Source organism: Dyadobacter sp. BE31, from assembly GCF_031457695.1.
GTDB lineage: Bacteria > Bacteroidota > Bacteroidia > Cytophagales > Spirosomataceae > Dyadobacter.
Map to the genome: position 1 here is coordinate 14787 of NZ_JAVDXA010000011.1, position 15205 is coordinate 29991.

At 47.1% G+C, this 15205-nt stretch carries 11 protein-coding genes; 7 read left to right on the plus strand and 4 right to left on the minus strand.

The window, feature by feature from the left end; translation table 11 throughout:
* Nucleotide 1: 1 nt before the first annotated feature.
* The 7 genes from J2Y43_RS32950 to J2Y43_RS32980 all read left to right on the plus strand — a co-directional run bounded on the left by J2Y43_RS32950 (nt 2) and on the right by J2Y43_RS32980 (nt 11302).
* Nucleotides 2–4393, plus strand: coding sequence for a CusA/CzcA family heavy metal efflux RND transporter (locus J2Y43_RS32950; protein ID WP_309993597.1), 4392 nt, complete (start codon nt 2–4; stop codon nt 4391–4393).
* A 38-nt stretch (nt 4394–4431) separates the two neighbouring features.
* The gene (locus J2Y43_RS32955) at nt 4432–5634 is read left to right on the plus strand and encodes an efflux RND transporter periplasmic adaptor subunit (RefSeq protein ID WP_309993594.1); all 1203 of its coding nucleotides are present in this window, start codon (nt 4432–4434) and stop codon (nt 5632–5634) included.
* Between the two features lie 3 nt (nt 5635–5637).
* Nucleotides 5638–6258 (plus strand): hypothetical protein, encoded by a 621-nt coding sequence (locus J2Y43_RS32960; RefSeq protein WP_309993591.1) that lies wholly within the window; start codon nt 5638–5640, stop codon nt 6256–6258.
* A gap of 13 nt (nt 6259–6271) precedes the next feature.
* A complete protein-coding gene (locus J2Y43_RS32965) occupies nt 6272–8302 on the plus strand; it encodes a heavy metal translocating P-type ATPase (protein WP_309993588.1) in 2031 nt (676 codons plus the stop codon).
* Nucleotides 8303–8437: 135 nt separating this feature from the next.
* On the plus strand, nt 8438–9634 hold the full coding sequence (locus J2Y43_RS32970) for a di-heme oxidoredictase family protein (RefSeq protein ID WP_309993585.1): 1197 nt from the start codon (nt 8438–8440) through the stop codon (nt 9632–9634).
* Between the two features lies 1 nt (nt 9635).
* Complete coding sequence (locus J2Y43_RS32975) at nt 9636–10079, plus strand: Rieske (2Fe-2S) protein (protein ID WP_309993583.1); 444 nt, start codon at nt 9636–9638, stop codon at nt 10077–10079.
* Nucleotides 10076–11302: a hypothetical protein gene (locus J2Y43_RS32980; RefSeq protein WP_309993580.1), complete on the plus strand. Its 1227-nt coding sequence runs from the start codon at nt 10076–10078 to the stop codon at nt 11300–11302. Before J2Y43_RS32975 ends, J2Y43_RS32980 begins: the two co-directional genes overlap by 4 nt.
* A gap of 74 nt (nt 11303–11376) precedes the next feature.
* On the opposite strand, the gene J2Y43_RS32985 is transcribed toward J2Y43_RS32980, so the two are convergent.
* The 4 genes from J2Y43_RS32985 to J2Y43_RS33000 all read right to left on the minus strand — a co-directional run bounded on the left by J2Y43_RS32985 (nt 11377) and on the right by J2Y43_RS33000 (nt 14974).
* A complete protein-coding gene (locus tag J2Y43_RS32985; protein ID WP_309993576.1) occupies nt 11377–11721 on the minus strand; it encodes a four-helix bundle copper-binding protein in 345 nt (114 codons plus the stop codon).
* Between the two features lie 22 nt (nt 11722–11743).
* Entirely contained in the window at nt 11744–12367 is a 624-nt protein-coding gene (locus J2Y43_RS32990; protein ID WP_309993573.1) for a DUF305 domain-containing protein, read from the minus strand.
* A gap of 90 nt (nt 12368–12457) precedes the next feature.
* Complete coding sequence (locus J2Y43_RS32995) at nt 12458–12667, minus strand: cation transporter (protein ID WP_309993569.1); 210 nt, start codon at nt 12665–12667, stop codon at nt 12458–12460.
* Between the two features lie 45 nt (nt 12668–12712).
* Nucleotides 12713–14974, minus strand: a complete 2262-nt coding sequence (locus tag J2Y43_RS33000) for a heavy metal translocating P-type ATPase (RefSeq protein WP_309993567.1) — start codon at nt 14972–14974, stop codon at nt 12713–12715.
* Nucleotides 14975–15205 lie beyond the last annotated feature (231 nt).

A 15205-nucleotide genomic window follows, 5' to 3' on the forward strand; every position in this document is an offset into this window, starting at 1 on the left:
GATGTTAGATAAGGTCATTCATTTTTCAATTCATAATAAGCTTGTTATCGGCATATTTACCCTGGCACTTGTCGCCTGGGGCATTTATTCGCTGACTCAGCTGCCCATTGATGCCGTGCCGGATATTACCAATAACCAGGTACAAATCATTACAAGCAGCCCTTCCCTGGCCGCGCAGGAAGTAGAACGTTTAGTTACGTTTCCTGTTGAGACGGCCATGGCCACCATCCCGAGCACGGAGGAAATCCGCTCAATTTCAAGGTTTGGACTGTCAGTCGTAACCATCGTTTTCAAAGATAATATTGATGTTTATTGGGCGCGGCAGCAGGTCTCAGAGCGCCTGCAAAGTGCTATGGAGCAGATACCGCCAGGCGCCGGATCGCCCGAGCTTGCGCCGGTAACAACCGGTCTTGGCGAAATATACCAGTATGTCCTGCACACCAAAAAAGGGTACGAGAAGAAGTACCCACCTATGGAGCTGCGGAGCATCCAGGACTGGATTGTCAGAAGGCAGCTTTTGGGCACCGAAGGGATTGCAGACGTAAGCAGCTTTGGCGGTTTTTTGAAGCAGTACGAGATAGCAATCGACCCTTTCAAATTAAGAAGTGCCCAGATCTCGATGGCTGAGATATTCTCGGCACTTGAACGCAACAATCAAAATACCGGCGGGGCTTACATTGACAAAAAGCCCAATGCCTATTTTATCAGAAGCGAGGGACTGATCACAAACCTGAAAGACATTGAAAGTATCCAGGTCAAAGAAACTTCAAACGGTCTTCCCATACTGATCCGCGATATCGCAACGGTGCAGTACGGCACCGCCGTGCGGTATGGCGCAATGACCCGCAACGATGAAGGCGAAGTGGTAGGCGGGCTGGTATTGATGCTTAAAGGAGCAAACGCTGCCAAGGTGATCGGCAATGTAAAGGAAAGGATAGAGCAGATCAGCAAATCGCTTCCGGAAGGCGTGGTCATCGAGCCTTTCCTGGACCGCACCAAACTGGTCAACAATGCCATTGGCACCGTTTCAAAAAACCTGATCGAAGGCGCTCTTATTGTCATTTTCGTGCTGATCCTGCTGCTAGGTAACCTTCGTGCCGGGCTTGTAGTTGCTTCGGTAATCCCGCTGGCAATGCTTTTTGCGGTAAGTATGATGAACCTTTTTGGTGTGTCAGGTAACCTGATGAGCCTGGGCGCAATTGATTTTGGCTTGATTGTCGATGGTGCCGTTATCATTGTTGAAGCTACCCTGCACCACATCATGGGAAAGAAATATACCCACCGGCTTTCCCAGCAGGAAATGGATAACGAGGTATATGAATCAGCCTCCAAGATCCGGAATTCAGCTGCATTTGGTGAAATCATTATCCTGATCGTTTACCTGCCGATCCTTGCCCTGGTAGGCATTGAAGGAAAGATGTTCCGCCCCATGGCGCAAACCGTCAGTTTTGCCATACTGGGCGCTTTCATCCTTTCGCTGACTTACGTGCCGATGGTGTCAGCTTTGTTTTTAAGCAAGCAAAATGAGCATAAACCCAATATTTCAGACCGCATTATTGCCTTTTTTCACCGGCTCTACCTGCCTGCATTAGCCTTTGCACTTCGTAGAAGGGTAATTGTGGTCGCGAGTGCTCTGGGACTTTTCGGAATCAGCCTTTGGATGTTTTTGAATATGGGTGGCGAGTTTATCCCGCAGCTCGACGAAGGTGATTTTGCTGTTGAAATGCGCGTGCTGACAGGTAGTTCGCTTTCCGAGTCTGTGGACGCCGTGCAGAAAGCGGCTGGTGTATTGCGAAAGAATTTTCCGGATGAAGTCGTGGAAGTGGTAGGCAAGATCGGTGCTTCCGAGATACCCACAGACCCTATGCCCGTAGAAGCCGCTGATGTAATGGTCATATTAAAAGAAAGATCCATGTGGACAAAAGCCAAAGGGCGGGAGGAGCTCGCAGAGAAAATGCAGGCCACCCTTACCCAGACCATCCCTGGTGTAACATTTGGCTTTCAACAGCCAATCCAGATGCGTTTCAATGAGCTGATCTCAGGGGTAAAGCAAGATGTTGCCATTAAGATTTTTGGCGAAGACCTGGATGTCCTGGCCCAGCAGGCAGCGAAGATAGGCAAACTGGTCGCCTCTGTTGAAGGGGCCGAAGATCTGTATGTGGAAGAAGTCAGCGGCCTGCCACAGATCGTCGTTAATTTCGACCGTGCCCGCATGTCGCAGTTTGGCATTAGCATTGAAGATGCGAACCGTACCATCAATACGGGCTTTGCAGGAAGCAGTGCAGGCCTGGTTTATGAAGGTGAAAAAAGATATGACCTGGTAGTCAGGCTAAAAAGCGAGAACCGGCAAGCCCTTGAAGATGTGCAGGGATTGTTTGTCACCACACCGCACGGGGAGCAAGTCCCGCTGAGCCAGATCGCTACCGTAGAGATGAAAACTGGTGCTAACCAGATCCAAAGGGAGGACGCCAAGCGGCGCATAACAGTAGCTTTCAATGTCCGTGGCAGGGATGTAGAAAGCATTGTCAAGGAGCTTCAAACTAAAATAGATAACCAGATAAAATTGCCTACGGGTTATTATACCACCTATGGAGGCCAGTTTCAAAACTTGCAGGAAGCCAACACCCGTTTGGGTGTTGCAGTGCCCATCGCGCTGCTGCTGATCTTTGTACTGCTTTATTTTACATTCAACTCGCTTCGTCAGAGCCTTTTGATCCTTTCAGCGATCCCGCTGTCAGCAATTGGTGGAATCATTGCCCTTTCACTTCGGGGAATGCCTTTCAGTATTTCAGCCGGCATCGGCTTTATCGCCCTTTTTGGCGTGGCCGTATTAAATGGCATTGTGCTGATTGCAGAGTTTAACTCACTGCGCAAGGAGGGGATGACCGATTTAAAGCAGGTCATTTTTCAAGGTACTGAAACCCGTTTGCGCCCGGTATTGATGACAGCACTTGTGGCATCACTTGGATTTTTACCGATGGCCTTGTCTAATAGCTCTGGCGCGGAAGTGCAGCGCCCACTGGCGACTGTGGTAATCGGGGGCCTTGTGTCGGCAACATTATTGACGCTGCTGGTACTGCCGGTGCTCTACCTGATTGTCGAGAAGCGTTTTGGCGGTGCTGCAATGAAACAGGCCGGGGCACTTGTGCTTGTTTTTGGTGCAATTACTTTTTCTGCCCCAGCTGTAAAGGCGCAGGACTCCACGCATGCAAGCCGGAAAATATCCCTGGAAACAGCCATCAGTGAAGCGACCGGCAAAAACCTGGAAGTAAAAGCAGGTATTTACCAAATCGATTACCAGCGTTCATTGATTGGTACTTCTGTGGAGATCGCAAAAACGGATCTTTCCTGGATGGGAGGGCAATACAACAGCAACCGGTTCGATAACCAGTTTAATATTTCCCAAAGTTTGCCCCACCCAAAGGTAGGCGCAAAAAGAAAAGCGCTGTTGTCTGCCCAGATTAACGGCGCGCAAGCCCGGCTTGAAGTGACCAAGGCAGAGCTCGTCCGGCAAATCAAAAGCAATTATTATCAGCAGGTACGCTTTAAGCAGCAGCAGCAGCTATTGATTGCCGAAGGGCTGCGGGCAGACCGTTTTGTCAAGGCCGCAGCGCTGCGCTTTAAGACTGGCGAAACAAGCCAGCTTGAATACTCGGTAGCCGAAAGTGAGCAGGGTGAAATCCAGGCACAGATCATTCAAAACCAGGGTAATTTGCTAGTCTTACAGCGGCAGCTGCAGACATTGATCAATGGCGCCGGACCGGTGGAAGCCCAGACCGATACACTGGAAAGACGTGATCTTGGTCAGCTCCTGACAGATACATCGGGCATTGGTTTAAACCCCTATTTGCAGTACCTGAGCCAGCAGGTTGCCATCGAAAAACAGTCTACAGCTCTTGCACGCACCAGCCTGCTACCTGATTTCAGCATAGGATACTTCAACCAATCTTTAATCGGTGGACAGAATATCAATGGTACCGAAGTTTTTTATGGGGCCGGAAAGCGTTTCCAGGGGGTTCAGCTGGGCGTGTCGATCCCGGTTTTTAGTGGTGCTTCCAAGGCACGCATAAAAGCCTCGGAGCTCAATGAAAAGGTGGCCCAGAACCAGGTGGAGCTTGCCCGTGTGCAGCTAATAGGCAGTTTTCAGCAGGCCATGCATACCTACCAGAGTGCGAGCCAGAGCCTGGCTTTATATGAACAAAAAACTTTGGTTTTGGCCGGTGTCATTGCAGGCAATGCCACAAAGGCTTATGAAGCAGGCGAGATTGGTTATGTCGAGTTTTCCCAGGCACTTACCAGGGCTTTAAACATCCGGTCTACTTACCTGGACTTACTGGACAGTTACAACCAATCGGTCATTGAAATTGAATTTCTGTTAGCCAAACAGCAATGACCCACTTTAAATTATCAATCATACTAATGATCCATACGATGAAAAATATATTAATTGTCTTGTTTCTGCTTACAGGGATTTGGTCCTGTGGTAAAAAACAGGAGGAAAGCCAGCAGCCAGCCCATCAGGATGAAGAGCACCATGAGGGGGAAGAAGGTAATGTAGTTGAGCTCACAAAAGCGCAGTACGAAACGGCAGCTATTCAGCTGGGCGCGGCCAGTACCCGCAATTTGAGTGATGTTGTCACGGCTAATGGTGTGATCGATATCCCGCCACAAAACTTGGTAAGCATATCAGCACCACTGGGCGGGTTTGTCAGAAAAACCGAGCTCTTGCAGGGGATGCGCGTCAAGAAAGGCCAACTGCTGGCCACAATCGAAAACCCTGACTTTATCCAGATCCAGCAAGACTTCCTGGAAACGGAAAGTAAGCTCGAATACGCGCAGCAAGAGTACAGCCGTCAGCTGGAATTGAGCAAGGAAAATATCAATGCCCAAAAAGTATTGCAGCAAGCAACATCGGAAGTAAAGACCCAGAAAGCACGGCTGGCGGGGTTAAGAGAAAGGCTTGTTACGGCGGGCATCAACCTGACTACCTTACAGAAAGGAACTATTGTCAATAGCGCCACGATACATTCCCCTATCAGCGGATCGGTGACGACGGTGAATGTGAACCTGGGTAAATATGTCAACCCGACCGATGTCATGTTTGAAATCGTTGACACCGACCACTTGCATGTGGAGCTTTCCATTTTTGAGCAGGATATCCCTAAAATCAAGCTAGGACAGCTGGTGCGCTTTACGGTCAGCAACAACGCAGGCAAAGAATACCTGGCAAAAGTTTACCTGATCAACCAGAAGATCAATGAAGACCGGACCGTGCGTGTGCATTGCCACCTCGAAAAAGACGAAGCCGGCCTGTTGCCACAGAACTTTGTGAAGGCAGTCATCGAGATCGGAGCAAATCCTGTGCTTGCGCTCCCTGATCAGGCCATTGTTGATTTTGAAGGTGCATCCTATGTTTTTATACAGCGCCCGGAAGCTGCTGGCAGTGATAGTAGTTCCGAGCAATCTGAGGGAATGGCTTTTGAGATGGTCCAGGTGACCAAGGGCGTATCAGAAAACGGGTATACCCAGATCAAATCCCCACAGGGATTTGAGGACCAAAAGATTGTGCTTAAAGGTGCCTATGCGCTGCTATCAACACTTAAAAATTCTGAGGAAGAAGAAGGAGGCCACTAACCTATGAACCAGATCATCCTTGGCAGTATTGCACTTAGCCTAATCCATGCGCTGATCCCCAGCCATTGGCTCCCATTTGTGACCATTGGCAGGTCAATGGGGTGGAGCAGGCGGCAGGTTTTAAATACAACCTTTTTGGCCGGGGCGGCGCATACATTAAGTACGACCATCTTTGGTTTGATGGTCAGCTTTGCAGGCTTTCAGCTTTCAGAGAACCAAAGCGTCATCGCAAGCAAGATTGTACCCTTGTTTTTACTGCTTCTGGGGACCTGGTTTATCATGCAGCATTACCGCCATCAGGCACATAGCCATATCGACGAAAAGTTATTGAAATATGGCAGTCATCGCAGAATACTGTTGTCACTGATGCTGATGATGTTTCTCTCACCCTGCTTTGAGATCAATGCCTATTTCTTAAACGCGGGGGCCATTGGATGGTATGCGGTTTTGACAATTGTATTGATTTACAATGTGTTGACCTTGTCAGGTATGATGTTGATGGTAAGCCTGGGAAGTAAAGGCGTTAAAAGCATCAATATCCATTGGCTGGAACATTATGAGCAGCTCATCACCGGGCTAACGCTTATTAGCCTAGCCATATTAAACTTTATTGTAGAAATCTAAAAGGGACTATATCATGGAAAAAAGCCAAAACAACGAGCCTGAAAAGCAGGAGCCAATTGATACAGAATTAGCAAAAAAGCAGCAACACGAAGGCCATGATCATGCAGAAGGGGAAGATCATGATCAGGAAGATGATGATGACCACGACCATAGCGAAGGCGATGGGCACGATCATAGCGGTCAAGGGGGTAGCCAGAGCCTGATCAAAAGCCGGTGGGCATTATGGCTGAGCCTTGTAATCCTGCTTAGTTTTTTGCTGGTAAGCAAAGTGCTCGAAATCCCGGTAACAAAGCCCGTCGAGATAGGGTTAATGGTGGCTGCCTATGTGCTGGCAGGCTACAAAACAATTCAAATTGCGTTCAGAAGGGTTAAGCGCGCAGATTTTTTCAACGAGTTTACCTTAATGACAACTGCCACGCTTGGGGCGTTCTATATTGGTGAGTTTGCCGAAGGTGTTGCGGTGATGATCTTTTACGAGCTGGGCGAGCTCTTCCAAGACCTGGCTGTTAACCGCTCGAAACGCTCCATTAAAGCGCTACTGGACGTTCGTCCCGATAAGGTAACAGTCAAGAGAAGCGAGGGTAACAAGGTTATTAACCCCTCTGATGCTGTAATTGGCGATATCATCATGGTCAAGCCAGGTGAGAAAGTCGCCCTGGACAGCGAATTGCTGACAGAATCGGCCAGTTTCAATACGGCTGCGTTAACAGGCGAGTCTAAACCCGATACAAAAGAAAAAGGCAGCCCGGTCCTTGCCGGAATGATCAACCTGGACAGGCCAATCGAGCTCAAAGTGACGACCGCTTTTAAAGATTCGAAGCTTTCCAGGATCTTGGAAATGGTGCAGGATGCTACGGCCAGAAAAGCACCGACGCAGCTTTTTATCAGCAAGTTTGCCAAAATTTATACGCCTATCGTTTTCTTTTTGGCCTTGGCTATTACGGTGCTGCCGTACTTCTTTGTAGATGACTATGTGTTCAACCAATGGCTTTACCGCGGGATGGTTTTCCTGGTTATTTCCTGTCCATGCGCGCTGACAATCTCTATTCCCCTAGGCTACTTTGGTGGTATTGGCCTGGCTTCCCGTAACGGGATTTTGTTTAAAGGGTCTAACTTTCTGGATGTGATGACCAAGGTGGATACCATTGTCATGGACAAGACCGGCACGCTTACCAAAGGGGTATTCAAAGTACAGCAGGTTGTTAGTGATATGGACAAGGAAGAATTCCTGAGATTGACCGCATCCTTGGAGAATGTATCCACGCACCCGGTAGCAAGGGCAGTCATTGACTACCAGCAAGGTAAAAAATTAGAAGATCCTACTGATGTCGAAGAGATAGCAGGGCATGGCTTAAAGGGCAAGGTTGCAGGTAAAGAGCTGCTAGCCGGTAACCTGAAATTGCTGGATAAATTTTCCATTACCTACCCCCAGGAAATCAAGCAAATCCAAGAGACAATCGTTGTTGTAGCTGTTGACGGCAAATATTCTGGCTACATTACCATTGCCGATGAAATCAAGGAAGATGCGGCCCAGGCCATCAAGGATATGCATGCCCTGGGCATTAAGACGGTAATGCTCTCTGGCGACAAGAATGCTGTTGCCCAAAAAGTTGCCAAAGAACTGGGCATCGATGAAGCATATGGGGATTTGTTGCCGGAAGGCAAGGTTGAGAAAGTACAGGCCTTCAAGGATGCCGGTAAACGTTTGGCCTTTGTCGGGGACGGAGTCAATGATGCCCCCGTTGTGGCCCTTGCCGATGCAGGCATTGCCATGGGCGGGCTGGGATCTGATGCGACTATTGAAACAGCGGATGTAGTAATCCAGAATGACCAGCCATCCAGGATTGTTTCCGCCATCCGGGCTGGTAAGATCACACGTTCCATTGTTTGGCAAAACATTATCCTTGCCATGTCTGTGAAGGCAATCGTGTTGCTTTTGGGTGCAGGCGGGATCGCCACTTTGTGGGAAGCTGTTTTTGCGGATGTTGGCGTGGCGCTACTGGCGATCTTAAATGCCTTCCGAATTCAGAGAAAGGAGATCTAACTTACTGTAATGCAACTAGAAAACCTCCGAGCGACATCCGGAGGTTTTTTTATGCCCATTATTTGCTTTTTAAAAATTTAAACTACCTTTATAAAAAGTTTAGGCTTATCTAAAACTTTGTTAAGAATAATCTAAATGAATCAACGGTTACTTATTTTTGCGATCATTCTCGAAGCCATTTTAATCGTATCCTGTGAGCGGATTACACCAAAGCTGCCAGCTGACGACCAGATCCTGGACGGTCCGATTGATGGGCTTTCATCTGCGGAAAAGACCCGCTTTTTAGCAGGTGATGTGGCTTTCAATGATGAGATATTTACCAGGGAAACCGGTTTAGGTTCTGTTTTTGTAGCTACGAGCTGCGGAAGCTGCCACGCCGGTGACGGCAAAGGGACATTGTTTACGACGCTGACCCGGTTTGGCCAAACTGACCAGACCGGCAATAAATTCCTGCACTTGGGTGGGCCACAGCTACAAAATAGGGCGATCCCTGGCTATACACCTGAGTCGATACCGGCTGGGGCTACTTTTTCCAGGTTCACGCCCCCTTCCAATACAGGACTTGGGTTTATTGAGCTGGTTTCCGATGAAGATATTTTGGCAATGGCCGATCCCTCTGACATGGATAAAGACGGGATAACGGGAGAGCCCAGTTATGGTAACCTACCTTCATTTATCAATGCCTTGCCCAATGCAATCCCTAAGAATGGCAAATACATCCATCGTTTCGGTAAAAAAGCAGCTACTTATAACCTGCTTCACCAGACTGTAAATGCATACAGCCAGGATATAGGTATCAGCTCGGCTTTTGCACCCAAGGATGTCTACTCAGGCCTTGAAATTGACCCAGAGATTTCAAACCTGACGATTAACAATGTGGTCTTTTATTTACAAACCTTAAAAGCGCCAATCCAAAGGGACCAAAGCGACGCACAGGTACAGCAAGGAAAGCAGACGTTTATAGACCTGGGTTGCCAGGGATGCCACCGGCAAACCCTGAAAACAGGGCTTTCCCCAATAGCAGCCCTTTCCAATAAAACTTTTAATCCCTATACTGATCTGCTGCTGCATGACATGGGCAGCGGGCTTGACGATGGTTACACCGAAGGAAGCGCGAAAACATCCGAATGGAGGACGCCGCCCCTGTGGGGGCTTGGTCTGTCGCCCAACTCCCAGGGCGGCCAGTACTTTTTGATGCACGATGGCCGGGCAAGGAGTATCGAGCAGGCCATTGACATGCATGGTGGGGAAGCGGAAGGGAGCAAGAACCGTTTTAAAAAACTGGCTCAGGGTGAGCAGGCAGATCTTATCAAATTTTTAAAATCTCTGTAAAATGGACAGAAAGCAATTTATTAAAGCGTGTGGTATTTCATGCCTTGGATTATCAACGGCGACTTTTTCCCTGACAGGGTGCGCCAGCGTCTATTCGGTACAAGGCACTGTAGCAGGCAAAACCATTTCATTTCCGAAGGATTCGTTTTTTCAAACCAAAAAGTCAGGAGAGAAGATAGCCCGCCAGGTCGTGGTCGTCAACGTAGAAAACCTGAAATTTCCTGTGGCCGTATATGATGATGGTAACGATAAATACACAGCAGTTTGGCTCAAATGCAGCCATCAAGGCAATGAAGTCAGTGTGCACGGTGACTCGCTTTCATGCTCTGCACATGGAAGTGAATACGACCGCAGCGGAAAAGTGACCAAAGGTCCTGCAAAAGAGGACTTGCGCAAATTCAGTGTCCGCAGTGATGAAACATCGGTATATATCCTACTGGCATGAAGAAACTTCTATTCTCCTTTTATCTGGTCTTTTTTTGCCAGCTTCTTTACGGCCAGACTGATACCAGCTTTTTCTTTACCCGCGTCAAGCAGGATTCCAGTAAGTTGAAGCTGAATATGGATGCGGTTTACAACCGCCCGTTCTTGCAGATGGGAAAGTTGCCGGTTTCAATAGGCGGGTACCTGGAAGCCAATAGCAGCTATTTCAGCACAAATGGGGTAAGTGAAGGCCTCTCTTTTCAATTGCCACGGCTCACCATGTTTATGTCTGCCAGCATGCGGCAGCGCATCAAGTTTATGACTGAAATAGAATTTGAGGAAGGTGGGCGGGAAATCAATATCGAATTTGCCGCACTGGACCTGGAATTCAATCCGCTATTTAACCTGCGCGGCGGGGTGATCATGAACCCGATCGGTTCGTTCAACCAAAACCATGATGGGCCCAAATGGGAATTCGTAAGCCGGCCGGTTTCATCGACGACCATCATACCCAGCACGTGGAGCAATGTAGGCTTTGGGGTTTTCGGTAAGTATTCCCGAAAGAACTGGGTTTGGGCATATGAGGCCTATCTTTCCAACGGCTTCGATGATAAAATCATCAACAACAACCAGAACCGTACGTGGTTCCCGGCCAGCAAAGCAAACGCGGAACGCTTCGAGGAAAGCTTTAATGGTGTCCCTTTGAAAACCATTAAAATGGCCATTAAACACAGGAATATCGCAGAGATTGGCCTGTCCTGGATGGGGGGTGTCTATAACAAATTCAAAGATGATGGTATTGTCCTTGATAAGAAAAGGCACCTTAATTTTATTGCAGTTGACGTTAATTCGACCATTTTGAAAGACACATACCTGAACGGGGAATGGGTTTGGGCTTATGTGGATGTGCCGGATACTTACATACAGCAATTTGGCAACCGCCAGCAAGGTGGGTTTTTGGATATTGTCCAGCCAATAAAAAAAGGCAAAATGCTCGGCTGGTCCGAAAGCGTGATCAATATTGCCCTGCGCCTGGAATATGCAGATTACAATGTTGGCAACTTTCAGGAGCTAGGTTTAAGGATCGCCGATCATGTGTACGCGCTGGTTCCGGCCATCAGCTTCCGGCCATCTGCGCAAACCGTCATCAGGGCCAATTACCGTTATGAACGGCACACTGATTTATTAAGGAACCCGGCCTCGCAAACTGCCGGGTTCCAGTTTGGCTTTTCAACCTATTTTTAATCGATGGTAAGTCCCTAACAATTTAGATAGTTCATACCTAAATATTGTAGTAGCCTGCAAGTCATTGCTGTCCTTTATACCGGAGTAGCCATTTCTTCACAAGCCTTAGCACAGTTACGACAAGCTTCTGCACATTCACGGCAATGATCCATGCCCATTTCTGCATGTTTTTCGCATTCTTCTGCACAAGCATTGCAGGCATCTGCACAAACACGGCATAGGTGCGCACTAAAACTGCTGCCAAGGCTCATTACTTCGGCCGCACTACGGCAGATAGCGGCGCACTCTAAATCAAGCTGGATGCACTTTGCCATATGTCCTACGTGCTCTTCTTTCAAACATTCAGTTGCACAGTGGCTGCAAGCGATAGCGCATGCCACACAAGCTTCGATACATTCTTTAAATTGCTGATGTGCCATAAGAATTAAGGTTAATTGGTGGTTAATTATTTCTGTTAGCCAGCAGCCAAGTCTGGAAATCGGCTATTTCTTTGTTCTGCTCTTCAATGATCATAGAAGACATTTCTTTCAAGCCAGCATCTCTACCCATTAATAATTGCATCTGTGCCATTTCAGTAGCACTCTTGTGATGCTCGATCATTAAGGTGGCAAAGTCCTGGTCTATGTTCCCATTGATGATTTGAAGGTCCGATTGTTTACCCATACGGTCCATCCCCTCCATCATTTTCATATGGAAGTCCATGTTCATATTTGCAGGTGTAGCCTTGGTCAGGAAAGAATCCAGCTGAGCAATTTCTTTTTGTTGTGCATCGATTATTGCTTGGGCTTTGGCCTTCATTTCACTGTTGTTTCCAGATGCTAATTCCAGTTTGGCCATATCAATGGCACCCATGTGATGCATTTTCATCATGGTAGCAAAATCAATATCTGGGTCCTGTGTGGCTTTCATTGTTTGCATTTCATCCATCATATCGTGCATGATAGTCATCATTTGATTTTTGTCATGGGCCTGGACTTCAATTTTGTTGTCGTCGTCGTCGTCGGAACATGCAGTTGAAAAGGCCATCAGGGCTGCAAGCCCTAGCATTTTGTACGTTGGTTTCATGGGGTTGTCGTTTAATTTAAAGACTCAAATTAGCTGGTATTCAGTCCCATGATTTTAAAACAACTATGCCAGCGCGATGGCAACTGATAATTAGTCGATCTTCTCAATCGCAAAACCGGCATCCTTAACAGCTGCGACGATTTGATCTTCCTTACTGTCGCTAGTTACAGTAAGGATTTTTTCAGGGTTATTGATATCAACTTCCCACTGATCGATCCCGGCTGTTTCATTTAAACCAGGCGTAACCTTTGCCACACAGCCCCCACATTTGATATTTGTTTTGAATTTTAAAGTTTCCATTGGTTATTTATTTTAGATTATATAATCACTCTACTAATTCAGATACTACAGTTTTGCCGCTTTTAGCCTTAAACTATTGCTTACAACAGAAACTGAGCTGAGCGCCATTGCTGCTCCTGCAATCATTGGGTCAAGTAAAAAGCCATTAAACGGGTATAACAGCCCCGCAGCAACAGGTATACCTATCAGGTTGTATATAAAAGCCCAGAACAGGTTTTGTTTGATCGTTTTAACTGTTTTTGCTGAAAGTTTCAGCGCTTTAGGCACCATGTTCAAATCGGATGTAATCAATGTCATTTTTGCTACGTCCATGGCAATGTCCGAGCCTTTGCCCATGGCAATGCTGACATCGGCCTGCGCCAGGGCATGACTGTCGTTAATCCCGTCCCCGACCATAGCCACAATTTTTCCTTCTGCTTGCAGTTGTTTTACGAACTCTGCTTTTTCAGAGGGCATCACATCTGCTTTATAGTGATTCAAGCCTACCTGCTTTGCTACGGCAGCTGCCGTGTGTTTATTGTCACCGGTAAGCATGTAAACGTCGATCCCCCGGTTTTGTAGCGTTTCAATGGCCTGGCGGGAAGTAGGTTTGATTTTATCGGCAATGGCAATGATTGCAAGGACCTTCCGGGAGTCTGCAAAGAAAATTACTGTTTTGGCCTGCTGTTGCCATCCTTCTGCTTCATGGGAAAGCTTATTGCTTATGCTGATCGTGTTTAGCTCCATCAGTTTGCGGTTGCCAATGAAATATTGGCCTCCATCATAAAATGAGCTGACTCCCAAACCAGTTATACTTTCAAATTTTTCCAGACGCAGGGCCAGGAAACTTTCTTTTTGGAGATGAGCAACCACCGCTTCCGCTAATGGGTGCTCAGATTGGCCTTCCATTGCATGCAGGATTTGCTTGTATGACCTTTGATCTTCGTTATTTTCATTCCAGGAAATGTCTGTGACAACGGGTTTACCCTCCGTAATCGTACCTGTTTTATCAAGGATAACCGCGTTCACTTTATGGCCTAATTCAAGACTTTCGGCATCTTTAATCAGGATGTTATTTTCTGCACCTTTACCGATACCTACCATGATTGCGGTAGGCGTTGCGAGCCCAAGTGCGCAAGGGCACGCAATTACGAGCACCGTGACAGAGGTGAGTAGTGCATGTGTAAAAGCGTTTTCTGATCCAAACAGCATCCATGTCAGAAAAGTCAATACAGCAATACCGATCACGATTGGCACAAAAATACCAGCTATCTTATCTACAAGCTTCTGAACCGGCGCTTTACTACCCTGAGCCTCTTGAACCATTTTAATGATCTGGGCAAGGATCGTATCACCTCCTACCTTTTGGGCTTTGAACTGAAAGCTACCCTTCTGATTAATTGTCCCTGCAAAGACAGACTCTCCCTGAATTTTTTCAACTGGAACCGGCTCCCCACTGATCATGCTTTCATCCACAAATGATCTTCCATCTGTTACAATGCCATCAACCGGGATTTTTTCACCAGGTTTTACCAGTAAGATATCATCAGGCTTTACTGCCGCAATTGGTATTTCCTGCTCTACACCATTAATAATAGCCCTGACAGTTTTAGGCTGCAAGCCAATCAGTTTTTTTATCGCCGACGAAGTATTGGACTTTGCTTTTTCTTCTAACAGTTTTCCCAGGGAGATAAAAGCGATTACAACTGCTGCTGCCTCAAAATAGACGTGTGCATGCAAACCTTGATTGTGCCAGAATTCCGGGTAAATCGTATTAAAAGCACTAAACAAAAAAGCAATCCCGGTGCTTAGTGCCACAAGGGTATCCATATTAGCTTTCCTGTACCTAGCTTGTTTAAAGGCATTGGTAAAAAAGCTTCGTCCCAGATAAAATACAACCGGCGCTGACAGGGCCATCATGATCCAATTCCCGTAAGGCATTGTGTCCATGAAAAACATTCCGATAATTACAATTGGTACAGACAGCAGCGCTGCCCACAAAATGCGCTTTTTTAACTGCTGGTAATGTTTGAGCTGGGCCTGATGCTGCTCCTGTTGCGGATCCTGTGAATCGACAATCAGATCATAGCCCACAGAGCGGATTAGATTTTGTAAGTCAACAGCCTTAAGGGTCTGGTCATATTCAGCCCAGGCTGTTTGATTGGCATAATTAACGCCGGCATCGTGGACTCCCTTGGCGGATTTAAGCATGCTTTCCACACTTACCGCACAGGCAGCACAAGTCATGCCCAGGACCGGGAAAGTTTTCTTTATATATTTATCCGAAGCTTTTTTAATGCTTGCTTTATCTGAAATAAGTGCTTCCATTGTCTTGATTTATATATACAAAACTAAGCTGGAGCACACAAGATTTCCTTACACAATTAGGTATGATATATGCATAGTTTTGTGAAATCAACTTCATCAGAAACCGCTTCATGCAGCTAACATACAGAGAAATGCCACTGATCTTACCTTGACGGCTTTCCTTTAGTGCGTCCGGCTGTATAAGAAGGCCTTGGCATTTTATTTGCACGTCTTTCCAGCCGCTCATTTAAT

Coding starts and splice junctions, on each gene's coding strand:
- J2Y43_RS33000 (WP_309993567.1), bottom strand. CDS start 14,974: ATGGAAGCACTTATTTCAGATAAAGCAAGCATTAAAAAAGCTTCGGAT.
- J2Y43_RS32985 (WP_309993576.1), bottom strand. CDS start 11,721: ATGGCACATCAGCAATTTAAAGAATGTATCGAAGCTTGTGTGGCATGC.
- J2Y43_RS32965 (WP_309993588.1), top strand. CDS start 6,272: ATGGAAAAAAGCCAAAACAACGAGCCTGAAAAGCAGGAGCCAATTGAT.
- J2Y43_RS32960 (WP_309993591.1), top strand. CDS start 5,638: ATGAACCAGATCATCCTTGGCAGTATTGCACTTAGCCTAATCCATGCG.
- J2Y43_RS32980 (WP_309993580.1), top strand. CDS start 10,076: ATGAAGAAACTTCTATTCTCCTTTTATCTGGTCTTTTTTTGCCAGCTT.
- J2Y43_RS32955 (WP_309993594.1), top strand. CDS start 4,432: ATGAAAAATATATTAATTGTCTTGTTTCTGCTTACAGGGATTTGGTCC.
- J2Y43_RS32970 (WP_309993585.1), top strand. CDS start 8,438: ATGAATCAACGGTTACTTATTTTTGCGATCATTCTCGAAGCCATTTTA.
- J2Y43_RS32950 (WP_309993597.1), top strand. CDS start 2: ATGTTAGATAAGGTCATTCATTTTTCAATTCATAATAAGCTTGTTATC.
- J2Y43_RS32990 (WP_309993573.1), bottom strand. CDS start 12,367: ATGAAACCAACGTACAAAATGCTAGGGCTTGCAGCCCTGATGGCCTTT.
- J2Y43_RS32975 (WP_309993583.1), top strand. CDS start 9,636: ATGGACAGAAAGCAATTTATTAAAGCGTGTGGTATTTCATGCCTTGGA.
- J2Y43_RS32995 (WP_309993569.1), bottom strand. CDS start 12,667: ATGGAAACTTTAAAATTCAAAACAAATATCAAATGTGGGGGCTGTGTG.